This is a genomic window from Kribbella antibiotica (assembly GCF_004349055.1).
Lineage (GTDB): Bacteria > Actinomycetota > Actinomycetes > Propionibacteriales > Kribbellaceae > Kribbella > Kribbella antibiotica.
Genome location: NZ_SMKX01000123.1, coordinates 1 through 16,696 on the forward strand (window position 1 = coordinate 1; position 16,696 = coordinate 16,696).

The following is a 16,696-nucleotide window of genomic DNA, read 5'->3' on the forward strand; positions in this document are numbered from 1 at the left end:
GAGGTGAGGAGGGTTTGGCCCTTGGGGGAGAGGGCGGGGTAGTGGCCGGCCAGGGCCTCGACGCTGTTTTCGTTGTCGGAGGCAATTAAAAGTGCGGCGAGCTCGTCGGTCCGGGCGGCGTCGGATTCGGAGAACGTGGGGCCTAGGTTGCCCCAGGATTCCCAGAGGAGGAGCTCGTCGCCCATCAGGTGGGCGAGTTGGTAGTGGACGTAGGTGCGGATGAACCAGAGGCCGCCGAGCGCCAGGTCAGGGTCGGTGCCGGCAATCGTCAGGCCGGGCTGGACGCCGTACAGGTCGGGGTCGATGCGGCCGGCGCGGGCGTCGCGCCAGACCTCCGCGGCGGAGACGAAGGGGCCGGCGGGCATGTCGAGGGTGTTGAAGGGGTGGTCGTCGGTGGGGTCGAGTTGGGCGTCGGTCATGACCCAGCGGTCGCCGTCCCAGTACTCCGCGACGACGTGGTCGTAGTTGAAGCCTTCGCCGAAGTAGACGGCGAAGCCGATCCGGCTGCGGGCTGGAATGCCCTTGTGGCGTAGGGCGGAGACGAACAGCAGCGTGTAGTCGCGGCAGCAACCGACGACCCGGTCGACAGGTTCACGGGGGACAGCGAGCGCCGTACCGTTGCGGGTTTGGTCGACGTCGAGGATGGCGGACACCCAGCGGTTGTCGATCTCGGCGAGGCGGTCGCCGGTGAACTCGATGCCGCCGCCGCGGTAGTGGATGAGCAGGTTGCGGATGACGGCGCCGATGGCGGGGATGTCGTCGGGCAGGGCGTCGAACAAGTGCCCGTACGGGCCCGGGTCACTGAAGGGGGTCTGCTTCGCGTAGTCCATCAAGGTCTCCTTGCGAGAATGGGTAGTGCGATGTCGACGGCAGGTTCGTCGCGGGGGAGTAGGTGGCAGTCGGTGCGGTAGATCTCACGGGGGGCGCCGGCGTCGGGGAGGCCGGCGGCGCGGGCCCAGTCGAAGACGACCTCGTAGGCGCGCATGATGTGCGGGTAAGCGCAGTCGGCCATCGTGATCGTGCAGTACGCCTCGCGGTGCGCGGGCTCGACCCGGATCGCGATGGCACCGGCCGGATCGACCATCCCCTCGAACGGCACGCAGACCTCGATGGTTCCTTCCGTCTCCGGCGTGATCGTGTCGTGGTAGATCACCCACGAGCCGCCGGTCAGGGTGGCGCCTGCGTCGAGGAGGTAGGCGTTGATCTCGCTGGTCAGTGAGACGATCACGCCGACCAGCAACTGCTGGTTCGTCCTGGTGCGAATGGTGGCGACCTTCACGTCTGTCACCTCGCGCTCCAGAACCGGTCGTGGCGCGAACCCGGGCCGGTCGGTACGGCGAAGCTGGGCGCGCAGGTACTCGACGGTCGAGGCCCGCGCCGCCGCGGTTGCCTGCTCGCCGGCCCACCACCGCTCCAGCAGGATCGACGCCTCTTCGTCCGACCCGGCCAGGACGGCGGTGATCGTCGCCAGCGGCATGTCCAGTTGCCGCAACACGCTGATCCGGCGGGCCCGCTCCAGTTGCTCCTCGTCGTACAGGCGGTAGCGAGTAGCGGGGTCCACCTGGGCGGGCGAGAGCAGCCCAGACATGTCGTACAGCCGCAGGGCCTTGTGGGAAAGCCCTGCCCGCCGCCCGAACTCAGTGATCGTCAACACCCGATCATCAAACCCCCTGCCCCAGGGGCAGAGTAAAGCCCTCTTGTTTTCATGACGGTAACGATATATCGTTAGCGTCATGAATCCATATGAGGAGGAAGACATGAACACCCCCAACGAAACCCGTGGCCGCCGACGCGGTCACCACCATCCCCACCGCGGTGGACCGCGGATGGGCGAAGGCATGCCGATGCACCGCGGACGCGGTGGCCGGGGTCCCGGACGCGGCCCAGGCCGTGGCCGAGCCCCGCGCGGTGATGTCCGAACGGCCGTTCTGATGCTGCTCAGCGAGGAGCCGATGCACGGCTACCAGCTGATGCAGGCCATCGCCGACCGTAGCGGCGGGCGCTGGACCCCCAGCCCCGGTGCTATCTACCCGACCATCAACCAACTGGAAGACGAGGGGCTGGTCTCCGTGACTGCGGAGGCGGGTCGCAAGCTCGTCACACTGACGGATGCAGGCCGTGCATACGAGACGTCGGTCGACCCGTTCGCAGCGTTCGAGCAGACCGAGCCGGCCACTGACCTGCGCGGACTGCTCGAGGAGCTGCACATCGCTGCCCGGCAGGTCGGTCGCAGTGGCTCAGAGGAGCAGCGTGCCGCAGCCGCCAAGATCCTGGCGGAGGCCCGGCGCTCGCTCTACCTGCTGCTGGCTGACGGCCCGCAGACGCCCGAGGTCTGAAGCGCCATGAGTAGGGCATCGGCATGCCGCCGGTAGCCGAGGTTGTTCGGGTGGAAGTTGTCCGGCGCGAGCATGCCGCGCCAGGGCGGCCGTGCATACCTGGACACCTCGGCCACCGGGAGGCCGCGATCAGCGGCCGTGGTGCTGATGTGCTGATTGATGCCGGAGACATAGGGGCTGACTGCTCCACCGACGCGCCACAACCGGTCGGGGACGGTCAGATCCATCACGACAGAAGATGAGGGCAGCCGCCCGATCACCTGCTTCAGGTGGTCGCGGAAGCGCTTCGGTGGCGTGGCAAGGATGTCATTGCTGCCGATACCGCAGGTGACGAGCGCAGGTTGCAGTCCCTCGAGCAGAGGGAGCTGGTCGTCGAGCACATGCCGCGTCTGCGCACCGGAACGGGACAGGTTGAGCACTCGCCACGGAGTCCCCGTACGGCGAAGTGCGTTGAGCACCTGACCGACATAGCCGTGTAGCGGGGACGATGCACCGAGCCCCTGCGCTGTTGAGTCGCCCAGAACCACCCAGAGCGGACCGCCTGCAGCCAAAGCAGACTGGTTCTGCTGGGTCCAGTAGTCGGCGTAGTTGCGTGCCTGTACGTCGACGTACGCGACACCGTCCAACCAGCGCTGCACAGCGAGGCGGGAGCTGGTTCTCTCGGCCTGGCCCCAGCCCATGATGGCTCGATGCAGTGCGCCGATGGGCGTAGTGCGTTGCCGTAAGAACATTGGTCCCCCCGAACATGAACAGCAGGTGACCAATGAACTTACAAGGCGAAGATGAACAAGCTCAGAGAGCGCGGAGCAGCACCAAGCACAGCGGGGGCAGCGGCACGGTCGCACCGGCCTCGACCTCGGTCACCATGCTGTTGCTGGTGTCCAGCACAACCTCATAAGCCGGCGCCCATGAAGCATCCGGTACGACGACCGGTCGCACCTCGGATGTGGCGTTCAGGGCGAGCAGGAACGAGCTGTCCGTCAGCGCATTGCCCGCTGTGTCAGTCGCCCGAAGCGCATCCCCGGCCAGGAACATGCCGATGGTCCGCAGGTTCCCGTCGTGCCAGTCGGATTCGGTCATCTCGCCGCCGTGCGGCGCGATCCAGGACAGGTCCTTCCGGCCACCCGGTACGACGGGTTGTCCGGAGAAGTAGTGCCATTGCCGCAGTGTCGGGTGGGTCGACCGCAGCGCGATCAGCTTCTTGGTCAGCGCGAGTTGGTCGGCCCACTGGCCTGGCAGTGTCCAGTCGAACCAGGAGATGTCGTTGTCCTGGCAGTAGGCGTTGTTGTTGCCGCCCTGCGTCCGCCCGCACTCGTCGCCCATGGTGATCATCGGTACGCCGGTGGACAGGATCAACGTGGACATCAGATTCGCCATCTGGCGTTTCCGCAGTGCAACCACCGAAGGATCGTCGGTCTCACCCTCGACACCGCAGTTCCAGGACCGGTTGTCGTCGGTCCCGTCGCGGTTGTCTTCGTGGTTGTCCTCGTTGTGCTTGTGGTGGTAGCTGACCAGGTCGCGCAGGGTGAAACCGTCATGCGCCGTCACGAAGTTGATCGACGCATACGGGTAGCGGCCGTCGTCGCCGTACAGGTCGCTGGAGCCGGAGAGCCGGTAGGCCAGGTCCTGCACGCCGCCGGAGGCGTCGCGCCACACGTCGCGCACGCTGTCGCGGAACTTGCCGTTCCACTCCGACCACGGCGTACCGAAGTTGCCGACCTGGTAGCCGAAGTTGCCGACGTCCCACGGTTCGGAGATCAGCTTGACCCGGCCGAGCACCGGATCGGCGGCGACCTCGGACAGGAACGGGTGATCGACCAGGTCGACCTCGTGACGCTCGTTGCGGATCAGCGTGACCGCGAGGTCGAAGCGGAACCCGTCGATCCCCATCTCCTCTACCCAGTACCGCAGCGAGTCCATCATCAGCCGCCGGACCTGTGGGTGTGAGGTGTCGACCGAGTTCCCGGTGCCAGTGACGTCGTACATGGTCCCGCCGTCGCCCAGCCGGTAGTACGCGCGGTTGTCGATGCCGCGGAAGCTCAGCGTCGGCCCGTCGAAGCCGCCCTCGGCGGTGTGGTTGTAGACGACGTCCAGGATCACTTCGATGCCCGCAGCATGGAATGCCGCCACCATCGCCTTGAACTCGGCCACCTGCTCACCACGCGAGCCCGACGACGAGTACTCCGCATGCGGTGCGAAGAACCCGAGCGTGTTGTAGCCCCAGTAGTTCGGCAGACCGCGCGCAGCGATCGCAGGCTCGGTCAGGAACTGGTGGATCGGCAGTAGCTCCACCGAGGTGACGCCAAGCTCCTGCAGATACGCGATGGCCGAGGGGTGCGCCAGACCGGCGTACGTGCCGCGCTGGTGCTCCGGTACGTCGGGGTGCAGTTTGGTGAAGCCCTTGGTGTGCAGCTCGTACACAACCGTCTCGCCCCAGTGCACCGGCTTGCAGATCGGCGGGGGCGGCTCAGAGTCGCCGACCACGACACTGACCGGCACATGTCCGGCCGAGTCGCCGTCCGACGAGTCATAGATCAGGGGGCTGGCGAAATCGAGTGAGCCGTCGACAGCGCGCGCGTAAGGGTCGAGTAGCAGTTTGGACGGGTTGAACCGCAGCCCGTGCGACGGGTCGAACGGACCGTGCACGCGGTACCCGTACCGCTGGCCGGCACCGACACCTGCCACGAACCCGGTCCAGAACTCACCGGTGTGCGCCAGGTCGAGATTGCGCTGGCTGCCGTCCTCGGCGATCAGGGCGAGCTCGACCCGCTCGGCGGCCGGAGCCCAGAGCGTGAACGTCGTTCCATCGGTCTGGACCACTGCCCCCAGCCGCGGCTCCAGGTCGCCGGCTGGACCGGCAGTGATCGGAGTCGCGGTCGTGTCAGTCACCGGCACATTGTGCACAAGTCTGCCTTGATACCTTCCCCGCCCCTCCACCCCGAACCTGCAAACCCGTCGAAGGGCGGGGTGCCTTGACCCCAATTGCCCGGGTTGTGATCGTGAGACGGTGGTTGTGAACGTCTCTGCGCAATGATAGGCAAGGATCGTTCCTAAGTTACGACATACTTCCAGACTCAAGTGAGGGTCTCCATGGCGGAACAGCTGACCGATCTGACTGTCGGTCTGATCGGTGCGGGCAACATTTCTCACGTCCACGTCGCGGCGTGGAAAGCACTCGGCGCACGGGTCCTCGTCCACTCGGCGGAGGGCGCGGAGTCGCTGGCCGAGCAGTACGGGCTGGAGGTGGCGCCCACACTCGACGGACTGCTCGCAGAGGTCGAGTTCGTCGACGTCGTCACCCCATCGCCGACGCACAAGGACCTGGCGCTCGCAGCGATCGCAGTGGGCAAGGGCGTGATCTGTGAGAAGCCTCTGACGCTCACCGCGGCTGACTCGCACGAGGTGATGACTGCGGCCGCGGCGGCGGGCGTGAAGGTGTACCCGGCGCATGTGGTGCGCTTCTTCCCCGAGTACAAGGCCGCGTACGACGCAGTGCAGGCCGGCCGGATCGGTCCGGTCGCAGTAGCGCGCTTCTACCGCCAGGGCTCCTCGCCGGCCGGTGTGGAGTGGTACCGAGACGTGAGGCACTCCGGCGGCGTAATCATGGACCTGATGGTTCACGACCTCGACCAGGCGCAGTGGATGTGTGGCCCGGTCACCACCGTGTACGCGGTCCAGAGCCCGCCGAACGTGGATGGCATCAGCCCGGTGTGCGTTGCTGCGCACGTGACGCTGACCCACGAGTCCGGTGCGATCTCCTTCTGCCGCGCGACCTGGGGTGTCCCCGGAGCCCCGTTCCGGACCGGATTCCACGTTGCCGGTGCGTCCGGTGTACTGAAGTATGCGGCGGGGACCGACACCGGGTTCGTCGACGAACTGCGGGACGACGCGGTGGGCGGCGACGTACTGATCCCGGCGGCCGCGCGTGGGGAGAGCCCTTACCTGACACAGCTTCGGGAGATCGCGATCGCCTTGCGCGGTGGTCCGGAGCCGCGCGTTGCCGGTGCCGACGGTGCAGCGGCGGTCTATCTCGCTGAGGCGGCTCGTGCATCCATGGAGTCCGGCAAGACCATCGACATGAAGTCCTTCACCTCTTCAGGAGCTGTGGCATGAAGGTTGCGATCGCTTCGTTTGCTCACACCCACGCTGCGTCGTACGCCTACCTGTTGGCGCAGATGCCTGACGTTGAGGTGCTCTCTGCTGACCCGGACGGTGCGGCGGCGCCGGACGCGGGTCCGCGGGGTGCGGAGCTCGCCAAGAAGTTCGGCATCCCCTACGTGGACTCGTACGACGAGCTGTTCGCCTGGGGCCCGGACGCTGTCGTGGTGACGTCGGAAAACGCCGGCCACCGCGCACTGGTCGAGCGGGCCGCAGCAGTCGGCGCACATGTGCTGTGTGAGAAGCCGCTGGCCACTGAGGTCGCGGATGGCCAAGCCATGCTGGATGCCTGCGCTGCAGCCGGTTCGATCCTGATGATCGCGTACCCGGTTCGCTTCGCGCCGTCGTACCTGCGGCTGCGTGCACTGGTCGAAGCAGGTCGTCTCGGCGACATCTACGCCGTAGTGGGCACCAACAACGGCAAGATCCCGTACGCCGCTCGTCAGTGGTTCACGGATGCCGCCCTGGCCGGTGGTGGCGCGCTGGTCGACCACACCGTGCACTGCGCCGACCTGATCGACGGACTGACCGGCGGCGCTTCGGCTGCGCGTGTCTACGCGGCCGCTAACCACGTGCTGCATCAGGACAAGGATGTGCAGGTCGAAACCGGCGGACTGGTCACCATCACCTACGACAACGGGCTGCTGGCAACGATCGACTGCTCGTGGAGCGTTCCGGACAACGGTCCGACCTGGGGTGGTGTCTCGCTGCGCGTGACCGGGACCAACGGCTCAGTGGAGATCGAGCCCTTCCTGCCGCATGTCGGCGGGACGGATCCCGAGGGTGAGGTCTTCCTGGCTTTCGGTGGCAACTTGGACGAGTCGTTGCTGGCGACCTTCCTCAATGCGGTCCGCGCGTCCGGTGCGCCGGTCCCCGGCAAGGAGCCAGCCGTCGTACCGCAGCCGGACGGCGCTGTCGGCCTGCGCACACTGCAGATCGTCGACGCTGCTCGTCGTTCAGCGGTTTCCGGTCAGCCCGTGGACCTGTAGTACGGTTCCCGGTGATGTGACCCGTGGGTAGGTGACAAGGAGGCGACGTTATGGGTGAGTTCGTCAACCTGACCGTGAGTGATGGTGTTGGAACGATCCGCTTGGATCGACCCAAGATGAACGCCCTGAACGTCCAGGTGCAGGACGAGATCCGGGCTGCGGCCGAGGAGGCTGCGGCGAGCGACGACGTCCGCGCAGTGGTCGTGTACGGCGGCGAGCGCGTCTTCGCCGCCGGCGCGGACATCAAGGAGATGGCTGACATGTCGTACGCCGACATGGTCAAGCGCTCCGGTCCGCTGCAGGCCGCCCTGTCCGCCGTAGCGAATATCCCTAAGCCGACCGTCGCAGCCATCACCGGGTACGCACTCGGTGGTGGCTGTGAGCTCGCGCTGTGCACCGACTACCGGATCGCCGCCGAGGACGCCAAGCTCGGCCAGCCCGAGATCCTGCTCGGCGTCATCCCCGGCGCCGGCGGCACCCAGCGACTCGCCCGCCTGGTCGGCCCGTCGAAGGCCAAGGACCTGATCTACACCGGCCGTTTCGTGGCTGCCGACGAGGCGCTGCAGATCGGCCTGGTGGACAAGGTTGTCCCAGCCGCCGAGGTGTACGACGCCGCGGTTGCCTGGGCCGGGCAGTTCGCCAAGGGTGCTGCGCTTGCGCTCCGAGCTGCCAAAGAGTCGATCGATGCCGGACTGGGCGTCGATCTCAACACCGGCCTGGAGATCGAGCGGCAGCAGTTCGCCGCCCTCTTCGCCACCGAAGACCGCACGATCGGAATGAAGTCTTTCGTCGAAAGTGGCCCCGGCAAGGCCGCCTTCACAGGCCGATAGAGTAAGGGACAGTGAATTGACCACCTCAGCCGAAAAGCCCGCTGCCACTGCCGAACAGGTCGAGGCGGCCTGGAACGACAACAAGCTGGCCCAGGTGCTCTACCACGACTGGGAAGCCTCGACGTACGACGAGAAGTGGTCGATCTCGTACGACGAACGCTGTGTCGCCTACGCGCGCGACCGGTTCACCGACATCGCCGGTGACCAGGGCTGGCCGTACGGCAAGTCGCTCGAGATCGGCGCCGGCACCGGCTTCTTCACGCTGAACCTCAAGCTGGCCGGCGTGATGGACGAAGCGCATGTCACCGACCTGTCCCCGGGCATGGTCGAGGCCGCCAAGAAGAACGCGAAGACCCTCGGCTTCGCGGTCGAGGGCCGGGTCGCCGACGCCGAGAAACTCCCGTACGACGACGATTCGTTCGACCTCGTCATCGGGCATGCCGTCATCCACCACATCCCTGATGTGGAGCTGGCGTTCCGCGAGATGCTCCGTGTTCTCAAGCCCGGCGGCCGTTTCGTCATCTGCGGCGAACCCACCCGGTACGGCGACTTCATCGCGCGCCGCCTGTCCCGCCTGACCTGGTGGGCGACCACCAACGTCACCAAGCTGCCCGCGTTGTCGGATTGGCGACGCCCGCAGGCCGAGCTCGACGAGTCCTCCCGCGCGGCCGCGCTCGAAGCAGTTGTGGACCTGCACACGTTCGATCCCGACACGCTGGCCCGGACGGCCACGCGTGCTGGGGCGACGGACGTGAAGACGGTGACCGAGGAGCTGACAGCCGCGTGGCTGGGTTGGCCGATCCGGACGTTCGAGGCCGCCGTACCGGATCAGAAGCTCGGGTTCGGCTGGCGGATGTTCGCGTACAAGTCGTGGCTGCAGCTGTCCAAGGTGGACAAGGTGCTGTCGAACGTTGTTCCCGACGAGCTTTACTACAACGTCTCCATCACCGGAGTAGCGCAGTAAGGTAAGTAAATGCAGTTGCTGTCCGTGGCGAATCTGCGCTGGGTGGTGCGCCACCGGGCGTGGACGCCGTACTACCTCAAGCGGTACTGGCGCTTCGCCGTGTTCAAGCTGCGGCACCCGCAGGTGATCACCGAGGGTTTCGTCTTCCTGGGCAAGAACCTGGAGATCGTGGCCCGCCGCGGGCACGGCCGGATCGTCCTCGGCAAGTGGGTGCATCTCGGCGACGAGACGCGGCTGCGCGCGCACGAGGGCACGCTGCGGATCGGCGACAAGGTCGTCTTCGCCCGCGACGTCACGGTGAACTGCTACCTCGACATCGAGATCGGTGCGTCCACGTTGATCGCGGACTGGACCTACATCTGCGACTTCGACCACAAGACCGAGGATCTCGGCCTGCCGATCAAGGATCAGGGCCTGGTGAAGTCGCCGGTCCGGATCGGCCCGGACTGCTGGCTGGCCACCAAAGTCACCGTTACCCGTGGAACCGACCTCGGTCGCGGCGTGGTGATCGGCGCCAACAGCGTTGCCCGTGGCAACATTCCTGCGTACGCGATCGCCGCCGGGGTTCCGGCAGTCGTGGTCGCGGACCGCGCTACCCGCTATGCCGCCGACGCTCCGCGCCGTGCCTATTTGGCCGGTCTTGCCGAGGTGAATGCAGCGACTGCCGCCCAGTTGCGTTCGTCCGTTCCACCGGAAGCCTTGCCGGTTCCACCAGAAGACAGCAAGCTCGCGACACCTCAGGTCACCGTGACACCGACTGCCGGCGGCGACAAAGAACGTGTCGAGGGGTTCTCAAGTTACTCACCAGTCGGGCACTATGTCCCGCACGACCGGTTGGCCGTCGGAGAGGAGACCCAGCGTGGCTGAGCACGCCAGAATCGACGGCTCCGCGGTTGAGCTCCCGGGCGCTACGGTGGAACCAGCGCTTGAAACGGTGGCAGGTGGGATACCTGTAGCCGATGACGTGGCACCGGCACCGATCGCCGGGGCGCGGCGCAGGTTGTCGCCACGGCCGGTCCCGGTCAGCCGTCGGAGGAAGACGGCAGCACCGGTTCCAGGCGCAGGTGAGGAACTGAACCCGGCTGAGGAGATGGGTGACGTGGGCAAGGACGACAAAGCGAAGACGACCGAGGCCGAGAAAGCACCCGAGGACACTCCAGTGGCAAGTGCGGCAACGGCGACCAAGACGGCCAAGCCGCGGACCGCCGCTGAGATCGTCGCCGAGCAGAAGGCGCGCGAAGCGGCTGCTGCGTCGGCCCCCTCTGGTCCCGACGACACCACGGTGACCAAACCGGTCAGTCGGGTGACGACGGCAGCTTCGTCAGCAGCAACCAAGACCAGTGCGACGCCGGCCAAGGGCGCTGCAGGCGGCAAGCAGGCCTTGAGCTCGGTCGGGACGGGTGTGCGGCAGGCGCGGAATCTGCTCGCCTCGGTGGTCTGGCTGATCGCCGTACTGGCCGCTGCATTGCTGGCGCTGGGCGCGCTGTTCACGGCGCTCGACCAGACCAACCAGAGCAACGAGATCGTGCGCTGGGTGCTGGAGCGCGGCCACGACCTGGTGGGCCCGTTCAAGGACCTGTTCCGGCTCGAGACCGCGAAGAACACCCTGCTGGTGAACTGGGGGATCGCGGCGCTGGTCTACCTGATCGCGGGCAAGATCCTCGAGCGCTTCATTCGCCCGTAGGTTTTACCGCCACAAGAATCAGGTCGAGCGACTCATCGAGGTTGCTCGGCCTGATCTCAAAATCTCTGTACGTCGTGCTTGTCACCAGCTCGCGCAGATCCGCCGGCCACTCGTCGTGTGGTGCGGCCAGTTGCGCGTCGACGCATGAGCCGTTCGACTCCTCCCAAGCCAGCAATCGCTTGCCGTGATGTAGCCCGAGCGTGTGCGTGATGTCGAATGACGGCTCGACCAGTTCGATGAACTCGGCCATCGTCAGCTCACGCGTGTGGTACCAGTTCCCACTCGGAAAAGTCAGCCGGTTCGGCGTGCTCAATACGGTCGTCCCGCCGGGCGCGAGAATCCGCGCGCACTCGGCGATGAACCGCGGCTGCTCCCACAGGTGCTCGATCGTCTGCAACGACGTGAGCAGTCCGAAGCTGGCATCGGCGTACGGGGTCTGGACGAGGTTGCCCCGAACCACCTGCACCTGCGGATACACCCGCCGTATGTGCTGCAGTGTCAGGTCCTCGTAGTCCAGCCCGAACACCGGCTCCGAACCAGCAGTCCGCAGCAGCTCCGCGCCATACCCCTCACCGCATCCGGCCTCAAGCGCCCGCCCGGCCACGGGCAGCAGCTCCGCCACAATCCACCGGTACGCCGCCTCATGGCGCGCGAACCAGTAATTCTCGTGCCAGATGCCGGGGGCCGTTCGTTCGCCAGTGAGGGCCAATGTCTCGGTCACCGGGTCAGCTTAGGCATACCTGGGTGTGGTGGACGCCTCGGTCACGCCCGCTGACCGGCCGTCAATCGAGGGGATAGCCTGGCGGGGCGCCGGCGGTGTGATGGGTCTCGCACGTGGCTTATGTTTCTCGCGAGTAACATCCGTGGCAGGCTGAGAGTGACCGAAAACCAGAAGGGGTCCAACACGCTATGAAGATCGTCGTCTGCGCGAAGTTCGTGCCGGATGCCACGGCGGACCGCCGCTTCCGCTCGGAAGACAACACGGTGGACCGTGCCGGTGTCGACGGGTTGCTGTCCGAGCTGGACGAATATGCCGTCGAGACCGCGCTCACTGTGAAGGAAGCCGGTGACGCTGAGGTGACCATCCTTACCGTCGGCCCCGAGCAGGCTGCGGACGCGGTGAAGAAGGGTCTCCAGATGGGCGCCGACGCCGGTGTCCACGTTCTCGATGACGCCATCCACGGGTCCGACGCCGTCGCCACCTCGCTGGTGCTGTCGAAGGCGCTGGCCAAGCTCGAGGCCGACCTGGTCATCTTCGGGATGGCCTCGACCGACGGCGGCATGGGCGTCGTACCGGCGATGGTGTCGGAGCGCCTCGGCCTGCCGGCCGTCACGCTGGGCTCCGAGGTCACCGTCGACGGCACCTCGGTGAAGATCCGTCGCGACGGTGACACCGCGAGCGACACCGTCGAGGGCACGCTGCCGCTGGTGCTGTCGGTCTCCGACCAGGCCAACGAGCCGCGGTACCCGTCGTTCAAGGGCATCATGGCCGCGAAGAAGAAGCCGGTCCAGACCTGGTCGCTGGCCGACCTGGAGATCACCCCGGAGCAGGTCAGTTCCTGGACCGAGGTGGTCGAAGTGACCGCCCGTCCGGCGCGGACCGCGGGCACGATCGTGACCGATGAGGATGGCTCCGGCGCGGGTCAGCTTGTCGAGTTCCTGTCCACCAACAAGTTCCTCTGAGGGGCGAGCAGTCTTATGTCGAACGTTCTGGTTCTCGTTGACCACACCGCGGGCGTCGTGCGCAAGACGACCGCTGAGCTCCTGACCATCGCCCGCCGCCTCGGCGAGCCCGTCGCGGTCTTCATCGGCGACGGCGTGCAGGACGCGCTTCCGGCCCTGGGTCAGTACGGCGCCACCAAGGTGATCGCGCTGACCAACCCGGAGCTCTCGCAGTACCTGGTGGCCCCGAAGGCCGAGGCGCTGCAGCAGGTCGCGGCCAAGATCGAGCCGTCGGCGATCCTGATCTCGTCGAACGCCGAGGGCAAGGAGATCGCGGCCCGGCTCGCGGTCAAGCTCGAGTCCGGTCTGATCACCGACGCTGTTGACGTTCAGGCCGATGGCAGCAGTCCGGTGACGACTCAATCCGTGTTCGCGGGCAACTTCACCGTCAAGTCGAAGATCACCAAGGGCATCGCGATCATCACCGTGAAGCCGAACGCCGCGACCCCCGAGGCCGCGGAGACCTCCCCGGAGGTCGAGGAGTTCGACGTCACGATCTCGGATGCTGCCAAGACGGCGCGCATTACCGACTCGAAGCCGCGGGCAGCCACTGGCCGCCCGGAGCTGACCGAGGCTGCGATCATCGTCTCCGGTGGTCGCGGTACCGGCGGTGACTTCGCTCCGGTCGAGGCCTTCGCCGACTCGCTGGGTGCTGCTGTTGGCGCCTCGCGTGCGGCAGTGGACTCGGGCTGGTACCCGCACGCTTACCAGGTCGGTCAGACCGGTAAGACCGTGTCCCCGCAGCTGTACGTCGCCGCCGGCATCTCCGGCGCGATCCAGCACCGGGCCGGTATGCAGACCTCGAAGACGATCGTTGCCATCAACAAGGACAACGAGGCCCCGATCTTCGAGCTGGTCGACTTCGGTGTCGTCGGTGACCTGCACAAGGTCCTCCCGGCTGCGACCGAAGAGGTCACCAAGCGCAAGTCCTGAATTCGCTGTAGTGCGGTGAGCGCCCGGCCTGGCTTTATTGCTGAGCCGGGCGCTTCGTTGTGTGTGAGGATCGGCCGGTGACCGGATACCCCGAAGGACTTGACCCCGAGGAGCTGGCGTTTCAGCGGCTGTACGGGCCGTGGAAGCAGTCGACGCCGGCCGATGCGATGGCGGTGCTTCGCGGGTACGGCGGTGAGTGGTGGATCGCCGGCGGATGGGCGCTCGACGCGTTCACCGGGGTGCGTCGTGAGCACGAGGATGTCGACGTGTCGCTGTGGCGACGCGACATCGAGCAACTGCGGCTGTACCTGCGGGAGACGTACGACTTGTGGTCGAACGACGGTGGGCGGCTGCAGCCGCTTACCGACAACCGGCCCGAGCAGCCGGAGCAGGCCGACCAGATCTGGTTGCGCCGGCATGCGCTGGCGCCGTGGGAGTTCGACGTGGTGGTGAACCCGGATCGCGACGGACGCTGGGTGTTCCGCCGCGACCCGGCGCTCGACTACGCGCTCGAAGACATCACCTGGCAGGCGGCGGATGGCATCCGCTACCTCAATCCTGAGATGGCCCTTGCCTACAAGGCCAAGCTGGCCAGGCCGAAGGACGAGCTGGACTTCGCTGCCGCCCTCCCGCTGCTCTCTGCCGAGCAGCGGGTCTGGCTGGCCGACATGATCGACCACCTCCACCCCGGCCATCCCTGGCCGGCGCGGCTGCGCTAGCTGGTGGGCCGAACCGGCACCTGGAGCTCGACAACCACCTGCTGTGGGTCCTGGGTGTCCACGCGGAGGTCGCGATAGACGCCGTACGACTCGAGGCCCTGCTCGTCGAGTGCGACGTCCAGGGTTCGCCAGGTGTCTGCAACGCCTTCCAGTGGCCCTCGGTAGGTGACTGAGGCGCCCTGGGGCTCGGCTGGTAGCTCCGTCAGCTCCAGACCGTGTCGTGGCTCCTCTGCAGCGACCCCGACCGACACCTCGATCTTGTCCGTCCGCCCGTCGTACGTGTGGATCCGTTGTCCGGGCAGGTCCATTGCGTCGAGCTGTTGGGTGAGCTTGGAGACAGCGCCGCCGATCTCGGACTCGTCGTTCACCTCCGCGCGGAGGTGAAGCAGACGGATGGCTGGGAGCGGTCCGAGCTTGAGAGTGCGGTTGGTCATGGTCAGGCCTCTTTCGATCGATCGGAGCCGCCGCTCGACCTCCGTCAGCCGGTCTGCGTCTGCTGTCATCCGCTGCTCGAGCTGGGAACGCCGGAGGCGCAGCATGCCGTGTAGTTGCTCGACGGGTAGCTGCTCGTCGAGGAGCGCACCGCATTCCTCCAGCGTGAACCCCAGCTCCTTCAGCGCGATCAGGCTGTCGACACGCCAGATCTGTGACAAGGCGTAGAACCGGTGTCCGGTGTGCGGGTCGACGCGCTCGGGCACAACCAGCCCTAGTGCGTCGTAGTGCCGCAGCATCCGCACCGAGATGCGGGTGTGCCGGGCGAGGTCTCCGATACTCAACATGGTTCGTCCAGCGAACCGCCTGACACGGTGTCAGCTGCAAGTACCCGTAGCTGGAGCATGGCGGCGAACCGGGCTTCCGGATCGCTCAGGTCGAGGCTTCCGATCTCCGCGAGCCGCCTGAGCCGGTAGCGGAAGGTGTTGGGGTGCACATAGACCGCAGCCGCCGCAGCGGTCACGTCTCCGAACGCATCCAGCCACGCCCGCAGTGTTTCGACCAGTGTGGAGCTATGGTCCCGGTCGTAGGCCACCAGTCGCGCGATCGGCCCGGTGGGCTGCTCACCCCGCGCCTCCACCAGGTCTCGCAGTTCCAGCAACAGCGCCTCAACCTGTACGTCGGCCAGCCGCGCCACGCGCTGTGTCCGCCGACCAGTTCGCAGTACTCGCAGTGCGCGGTCCGCACTCGCCCGTGCTTGCGGCAAGCGCACAGCCGTGGCGACTCCGATGGTCGCGCCGGAGCGGTCGCCCACTCGGTCTAGGAAGTCCTGGGCGATCTGGGCGGCGCGCTCCTCGCTGACTACTGGGACCAGCCCGTACGTCACGTCACCGACCAACGCCGCTACCGCGCGCGGCTGGACCGCCCCGAGGTGCATTGCGAAGGCATCCGCCAGTCGCTGCCGCTCGGTCGCCGCTGGTACGGCGAGTCCTAGGACGACGAGTGTCTGGTCGGCCAGTCCGAGCCGGTCGAGTGCGTCACGAGTGCCGTCGAGCGCCGTACGGACGAGGTCGGCGCGGAGTCGGCGTTCGACGTCCGCATCGGCGCGAATGCGCAGCATGTGTAGGGCAACGACCTTCGCTGCGTCCCGGAGCGCTTCTGATCGCTCCTCGCTCAACGGCTCATGCACAGCGACCCAGATGGATCCCAGGATCTCGTCGCCGGCGCGCACCGCGACGGCGACGCGGGGGAGTGCCACCTCGGGTTCGGTAGCTGGCATGGGGGCGACGTAGACCGGCTGGTCGGTCCGGTAGAGCTCCCTGAAGACACCGCGCTCGGAGAGCAGCCGTGAGTAGCGGTCGGGGACCTGTCTCCCCAGGACTGTCTCAACGCGAGCTGTGTCCGCCTCGTCCTGCCTCCCCGAGAACGCCAGCACCCTCGAACTGCGGTCCTCGATCGTGACGGGTGCATCCAGTAGAGCGGCGGTCGCATTCGCTAGCGCAAACAGGTCACCAGACGGCATCCCAGCAAGCGTCTCGGACTCCGCAACCCCCACATCGAGCACTGAGCGCAGCAGAATGCCCAACTGATCCCAGGTGGCTCCCTGCGTCAACCCAAGCACCGCAACCCCGGTCGCGGCAGCCACGGCTGTGATCTGGCCGCCACGCGGGACCGGGCTCCGCAGGACCAGCCCGGTCGCCTGTTGCCTGCCGAGATCCCGCAGCACGCGCGTGATCTCGTCGGGGTCGCGGAGGCCGACCCCGAGGACCAGGGCGTGCTGGGGGAGTAGCGGGTCGTCGAGTGGGTCGTGGATGACCACGCCGCCGATGGGTTGGTCCGGGTCGCCCGCCACGAGCTCAAGCAGGGTCGCGCCGAGGTCGTCCAGTACACGGCCGAGGCTGGCTCGGGGTCGCTGCGTCACCTAGCCAT

Annotated in this window: 17 protein-coding genes; 10 read left to right on the forward strand and 7 right to left on the reverse strand. The window is 66.8% G+C overall.

Features of this window, described 5'->3' with window-relative positions; translation table 11 throughout:
• Both E1263_RS31120 and E1263_RS31125 read right to left on the reverse strand, forming a co-directional pair.
• Nucleotides 1-830, reverse strand: an 830-nt coding sequence (locus tag E1263_RS31120; protein WP_132173863.1) for a transglutaminase-like domain-containing protein, incomplete at its 3' end; no start/stop codon positions are given.
• Complete coding sequence (locus tag E1263_RS31125) at nt 830-1,654, reverse strand: MerR family transcriptional regulator (RefSeq protein ID WP_420323399.1); 825 nt, start codon at nt 1,652-1,654, stop codon at nt 830-832. The genes E1263_RS31125 and E1263_RS31120, both read right to left, overlap by 1 nt.
• Nucleotides 1,655-1,733: 79 nt before the next feature.
• On the opposite strand from E1263_RS31125, the gene E1263_RS31130 reads away from it, so the two are divergent.
• The gene (locus tag E1263_RS31130) at nt 1,734-2,336 is read left to right on the forward strand and encodes a PadR family transcriptional regulator (RefSeq protein ID WP_132173867.1); all 603 of its coding nucleotides are present in this window, start codon (nt 1,734-1,736) and stop codon (nt 2,334-2,336) included.
• Here E1263_RS31130 and E1263_RS31135 read toward each other — a convergent pair.
• Entirely contained in the window at nt 2,294-3,067 is a 774-nt protein-coding gene (locus E1263_RS31135; RefSeq protein WP_132173869.1) for an SGNH/GDSL hydrolase family protein, read from the reverse strand. The two genes, E1263_RS31130 and E1263_RS31135, sit on opposite strands and share 43 nt — an antisense overlap.
• A gap of 61 nt (nt 3,068-3,128) precedes the next feature.
• Nucleotides 3,129-5,225, reverse strand: a complete 2,097-nt coding sequence (gene glgX, locus E1263_RS31140; protein WP_238161695.1) for a glycogen debranching protein GlgX — start codon at nt 5,223-5,225, stop codon at nt 3,129-3,131.
• Nucleotides 5,226-5,426: 201 nt separating this feature from the next.
• Between glgX and E1263_RS31145 the strand changes: the two genes are divergently transcribed.
• The 6 genes from E1263_RS31145 to E1263_RS31170 all read left to right on the forward strand — a co-directional run bounded on the left by E1263_RS31145 (nt 5,427) and on the right by E1263_RS31170 (nt 10,961).
• Nucleotides 5,427-6,449 carry a Gfo/Idh/MocA family protein gene (locus E1263_RS31145; RefSeq protein ID WP_132173873.1) on the forward strand — a complete coding sequence of 341 codons (1,023 nt, stop codon included), beginning with the start codon at nt 5,427-5,429 and terminating at the stop codon, nt 6,447-6,449.
• Entirely contained in the window at nt 6,446-7,483 is a 1,038-nt protein-coding gene (locus E1263_RS31150) for a Gfo/Idh/MocA family protein (protein ID WP_132173875.1), read from the forward strand. The genes E1263_RS31145 and E1263_RS31150 overlap by 4 nt, the downstream gene beginning before the upstream one ends.
• 50 nt (nt 7,484-7,533) lie before the next feature.
• Nucleotides 7,534-8,313: an enoyl-CoA hydratase/isomerase family protein gene (locus tag E1263_RS31155; protein ID WP_132173877.1), complete on the forward strand. Its 780-nt coding sequence runs from the start codon at nt 7,534-7,536 to the stop codon at nt 8,311-8,313.
• A 16-nt stretch (nt 8,314-8,329) separates the two neighbouring features.
• Complete coding sequence (locus E1263_RS31160; RefSeq protein ID WP_132173879.1) at nt 8,330-9,277, forward strand: class I SAM-dependent methyltransferase; 948 nt, start codon at nt 8,330-8,332, stop codon at nt 9,275-9,277.
• A 9-nt stretch (nt 9,278-9,286) separates the two neighbouring features.
• Nucleotides 9,287-10,144, forward strand: coding sequence for an acyltransferase (locus tag E1263_RS31165; protein WP_132173881.1), 858 nt, complete (start codon nt 9,287-9,289; stop codon nt 10,142-10,144).
• Nucleotides 10,145-10,367: 223 nt separating this feature from the next.
• Nucleotides 10,368-10,961 (forward strand): hypothetical protein, encoded by a 594-nt coding sequence (locus E1263_RS31170; protein ID WP_202869136.1) that lies wholly within the window; start codon nt 10,368-10,370, stop codon nt 10,959-10,961.
• Here E1263_RS31170 and E1263_RS31175 read toward each other — a convergent pair.
• Nucleotides 10,948-11,682, reverse strand: coding sequence for a class I SAM-dependent methyltransferase (locus tag E1263_RS31175; RefSeq protein ID WP_132173883.1), 735 nt, complete (start codon nt 11,680-11,682; stop codon nt 10,948-10,950). The two genes, E1263_RS31170 and E1263_RS31175, sit on opposite strands and share 14 nt — an antisense overlap.
• 188 nt (nt 11,683-11,870) lie before the next feature.
• On the opposite strand from E1263_RS31175, the gene E1263_RS31180 reads away from it, so the two are divergent.
• The 3 genes from E1263_RS31180 to E1263_RS31190 all read left to right on the forward strand — a co-directional run bounded on the left by E1263_RS31180 (nt 11,871) and on the right by E1263_RS31190 (nt 14,335).
• Nucleotides 11,871-12,644 (forward strand): electron transfer flavoprotein subunit beta/FixA family protein, encoded by a 774-nt coding sequence (locus E1263_RS31180; protein ID WP_132173885.1) that lies wholly within the window; start codon nt 11,871-11,873, stop codon nt 12,642-12,644.
• 15 nt (nt 12,645-12,659) lie between these two features.
• Complete coding sequence (locus tag E1263_RS31185; RefSeq protein WP_132173887.1) at nt 12,660-13,616, forward strand: electron transfer flavoprotein subunit alpha/FixB family protein; 957 nt, start codon at nt 12,660-12,662, stop codon at nt 13,614-13,616.
• 77 nt (nt 13,617-13,693) lie between these two features.
• Entirely contained in the window at nt 13,694-14,335 is a 642-nt protein-coding gene (locus tag E1263_RS31190; protein ID WP_132173889.1) for a nucleotidyltransferase domain-containing protein, read from the forward strand.
• Here the strand turns inward: E1263_RS31190 and E1263_RS31195 are convergent.
• Nucleotides 14,332-15,114 carry a MerR family transcriptional regulator gene (locus E1263_RS31195; RefSeq protein ID WP_132173891.1) on the reverse strand — a complete coding sequence of 261 codons (783 nt, stop codon included), beginning with the start codon at nt 15,112-15,114 and terminating at the stop codon, nt 14,332-14,334. The two genes, E1263_RS31190 and E1263_RS31195, sit on opposite strands and share 4 nt — an antisense overlap.
• Entirely contained in the window at nt 15,108-16,688 is a 1,581-nt protein-coding gene (locus E1263_RS31200; protein ID WP_132173893.1) for a PucR family transcriptional regulator, read from the reverse strand. Before E1263_RS31200 ends, E1263_RS31195 begins: the two co-directional genes overlap by 7 nt.
• Between the last annotated feature and the right edge of the window lie 8 nt (nt 16,689-16,696).

What these genes read in the sequence shown, in the direction of transcription:
- E1263_RS31130 (WP_132173867.1), top strand. Translation starts at nt 1,734, where the DNA reads ATGAATCCATATGAGGAGGAAGACATGAACACCCCCAACGAAACCCGT.
- E1263_RS31135 (WP_132173869.1), bottom strand. Translation starts at nt 3,067, where the DNA reads ATGTTCTTACGGCAACGCACTACGCCCATCGGCGCACTGCATCGAGCC.
- E1263_RS31145 (WP_132173873.1), top strand. Translation starts at nt 5,427, where the DNA reads ATGGCGGAACAGCTGACCGATCTGACTGTCGGTCTGATCGGTGCGGGC.
- E1263_RS31150 (WP_132173875.1), top strand. Translation starts at nt 6,446, where the DNA reads ATGAAGGTTGCGATCGCTTCGTTTGCTCACACCCACGCTGCGTCGTAC.
- E1263_RS31155 (WP_132173877.1), top strand. Translation starts at nt 7,534, where the DNA reads ATGGGTGAGTTCGTCAACCTGACCGTGAGTGATGGTGTTGGAACGATC.
- E1263_RS31165 (WP_132173881.1), top strand. Translation starts at nt 9,287, where the DNA reads ATGCAGTTGCTGTCCGTGGCGAATCTGCGCTGGGTGGTGCGCCACCGG.
- E1263_RS31170 (WP_202869136.1), top strand. Translation starts at nt 10,368, where the DNA reads ATGGGTGACGTGGGCAAGGACGACAAAGCGAAGACGACCGAGGCCGAG.
- E1263_RS31180 (WP_132173885.1), top strand. Translation starts at nt 11,871, where the DNA reads ATGAAGATCGTCGTCTGCGCGAAGTTCGTGCCGGATGCCACGGCGGAC.
- E1263_RS31185 (WP_132173887.1), top strand. Translation starts at nt 12,660, where the DNA reads ATGTCGAACGTTCTGGTTCTCGTTGACCACACCGCGGGCGTCGTGCGC.
- E1263_RS31195 (WP_132173891.1), bottom strand. Translation starts at nt 15,114, where the DNA reads ATGTTGAGTATCGGAGACCTCGCCCGGCACACCCGCATCTCGGTGCGG.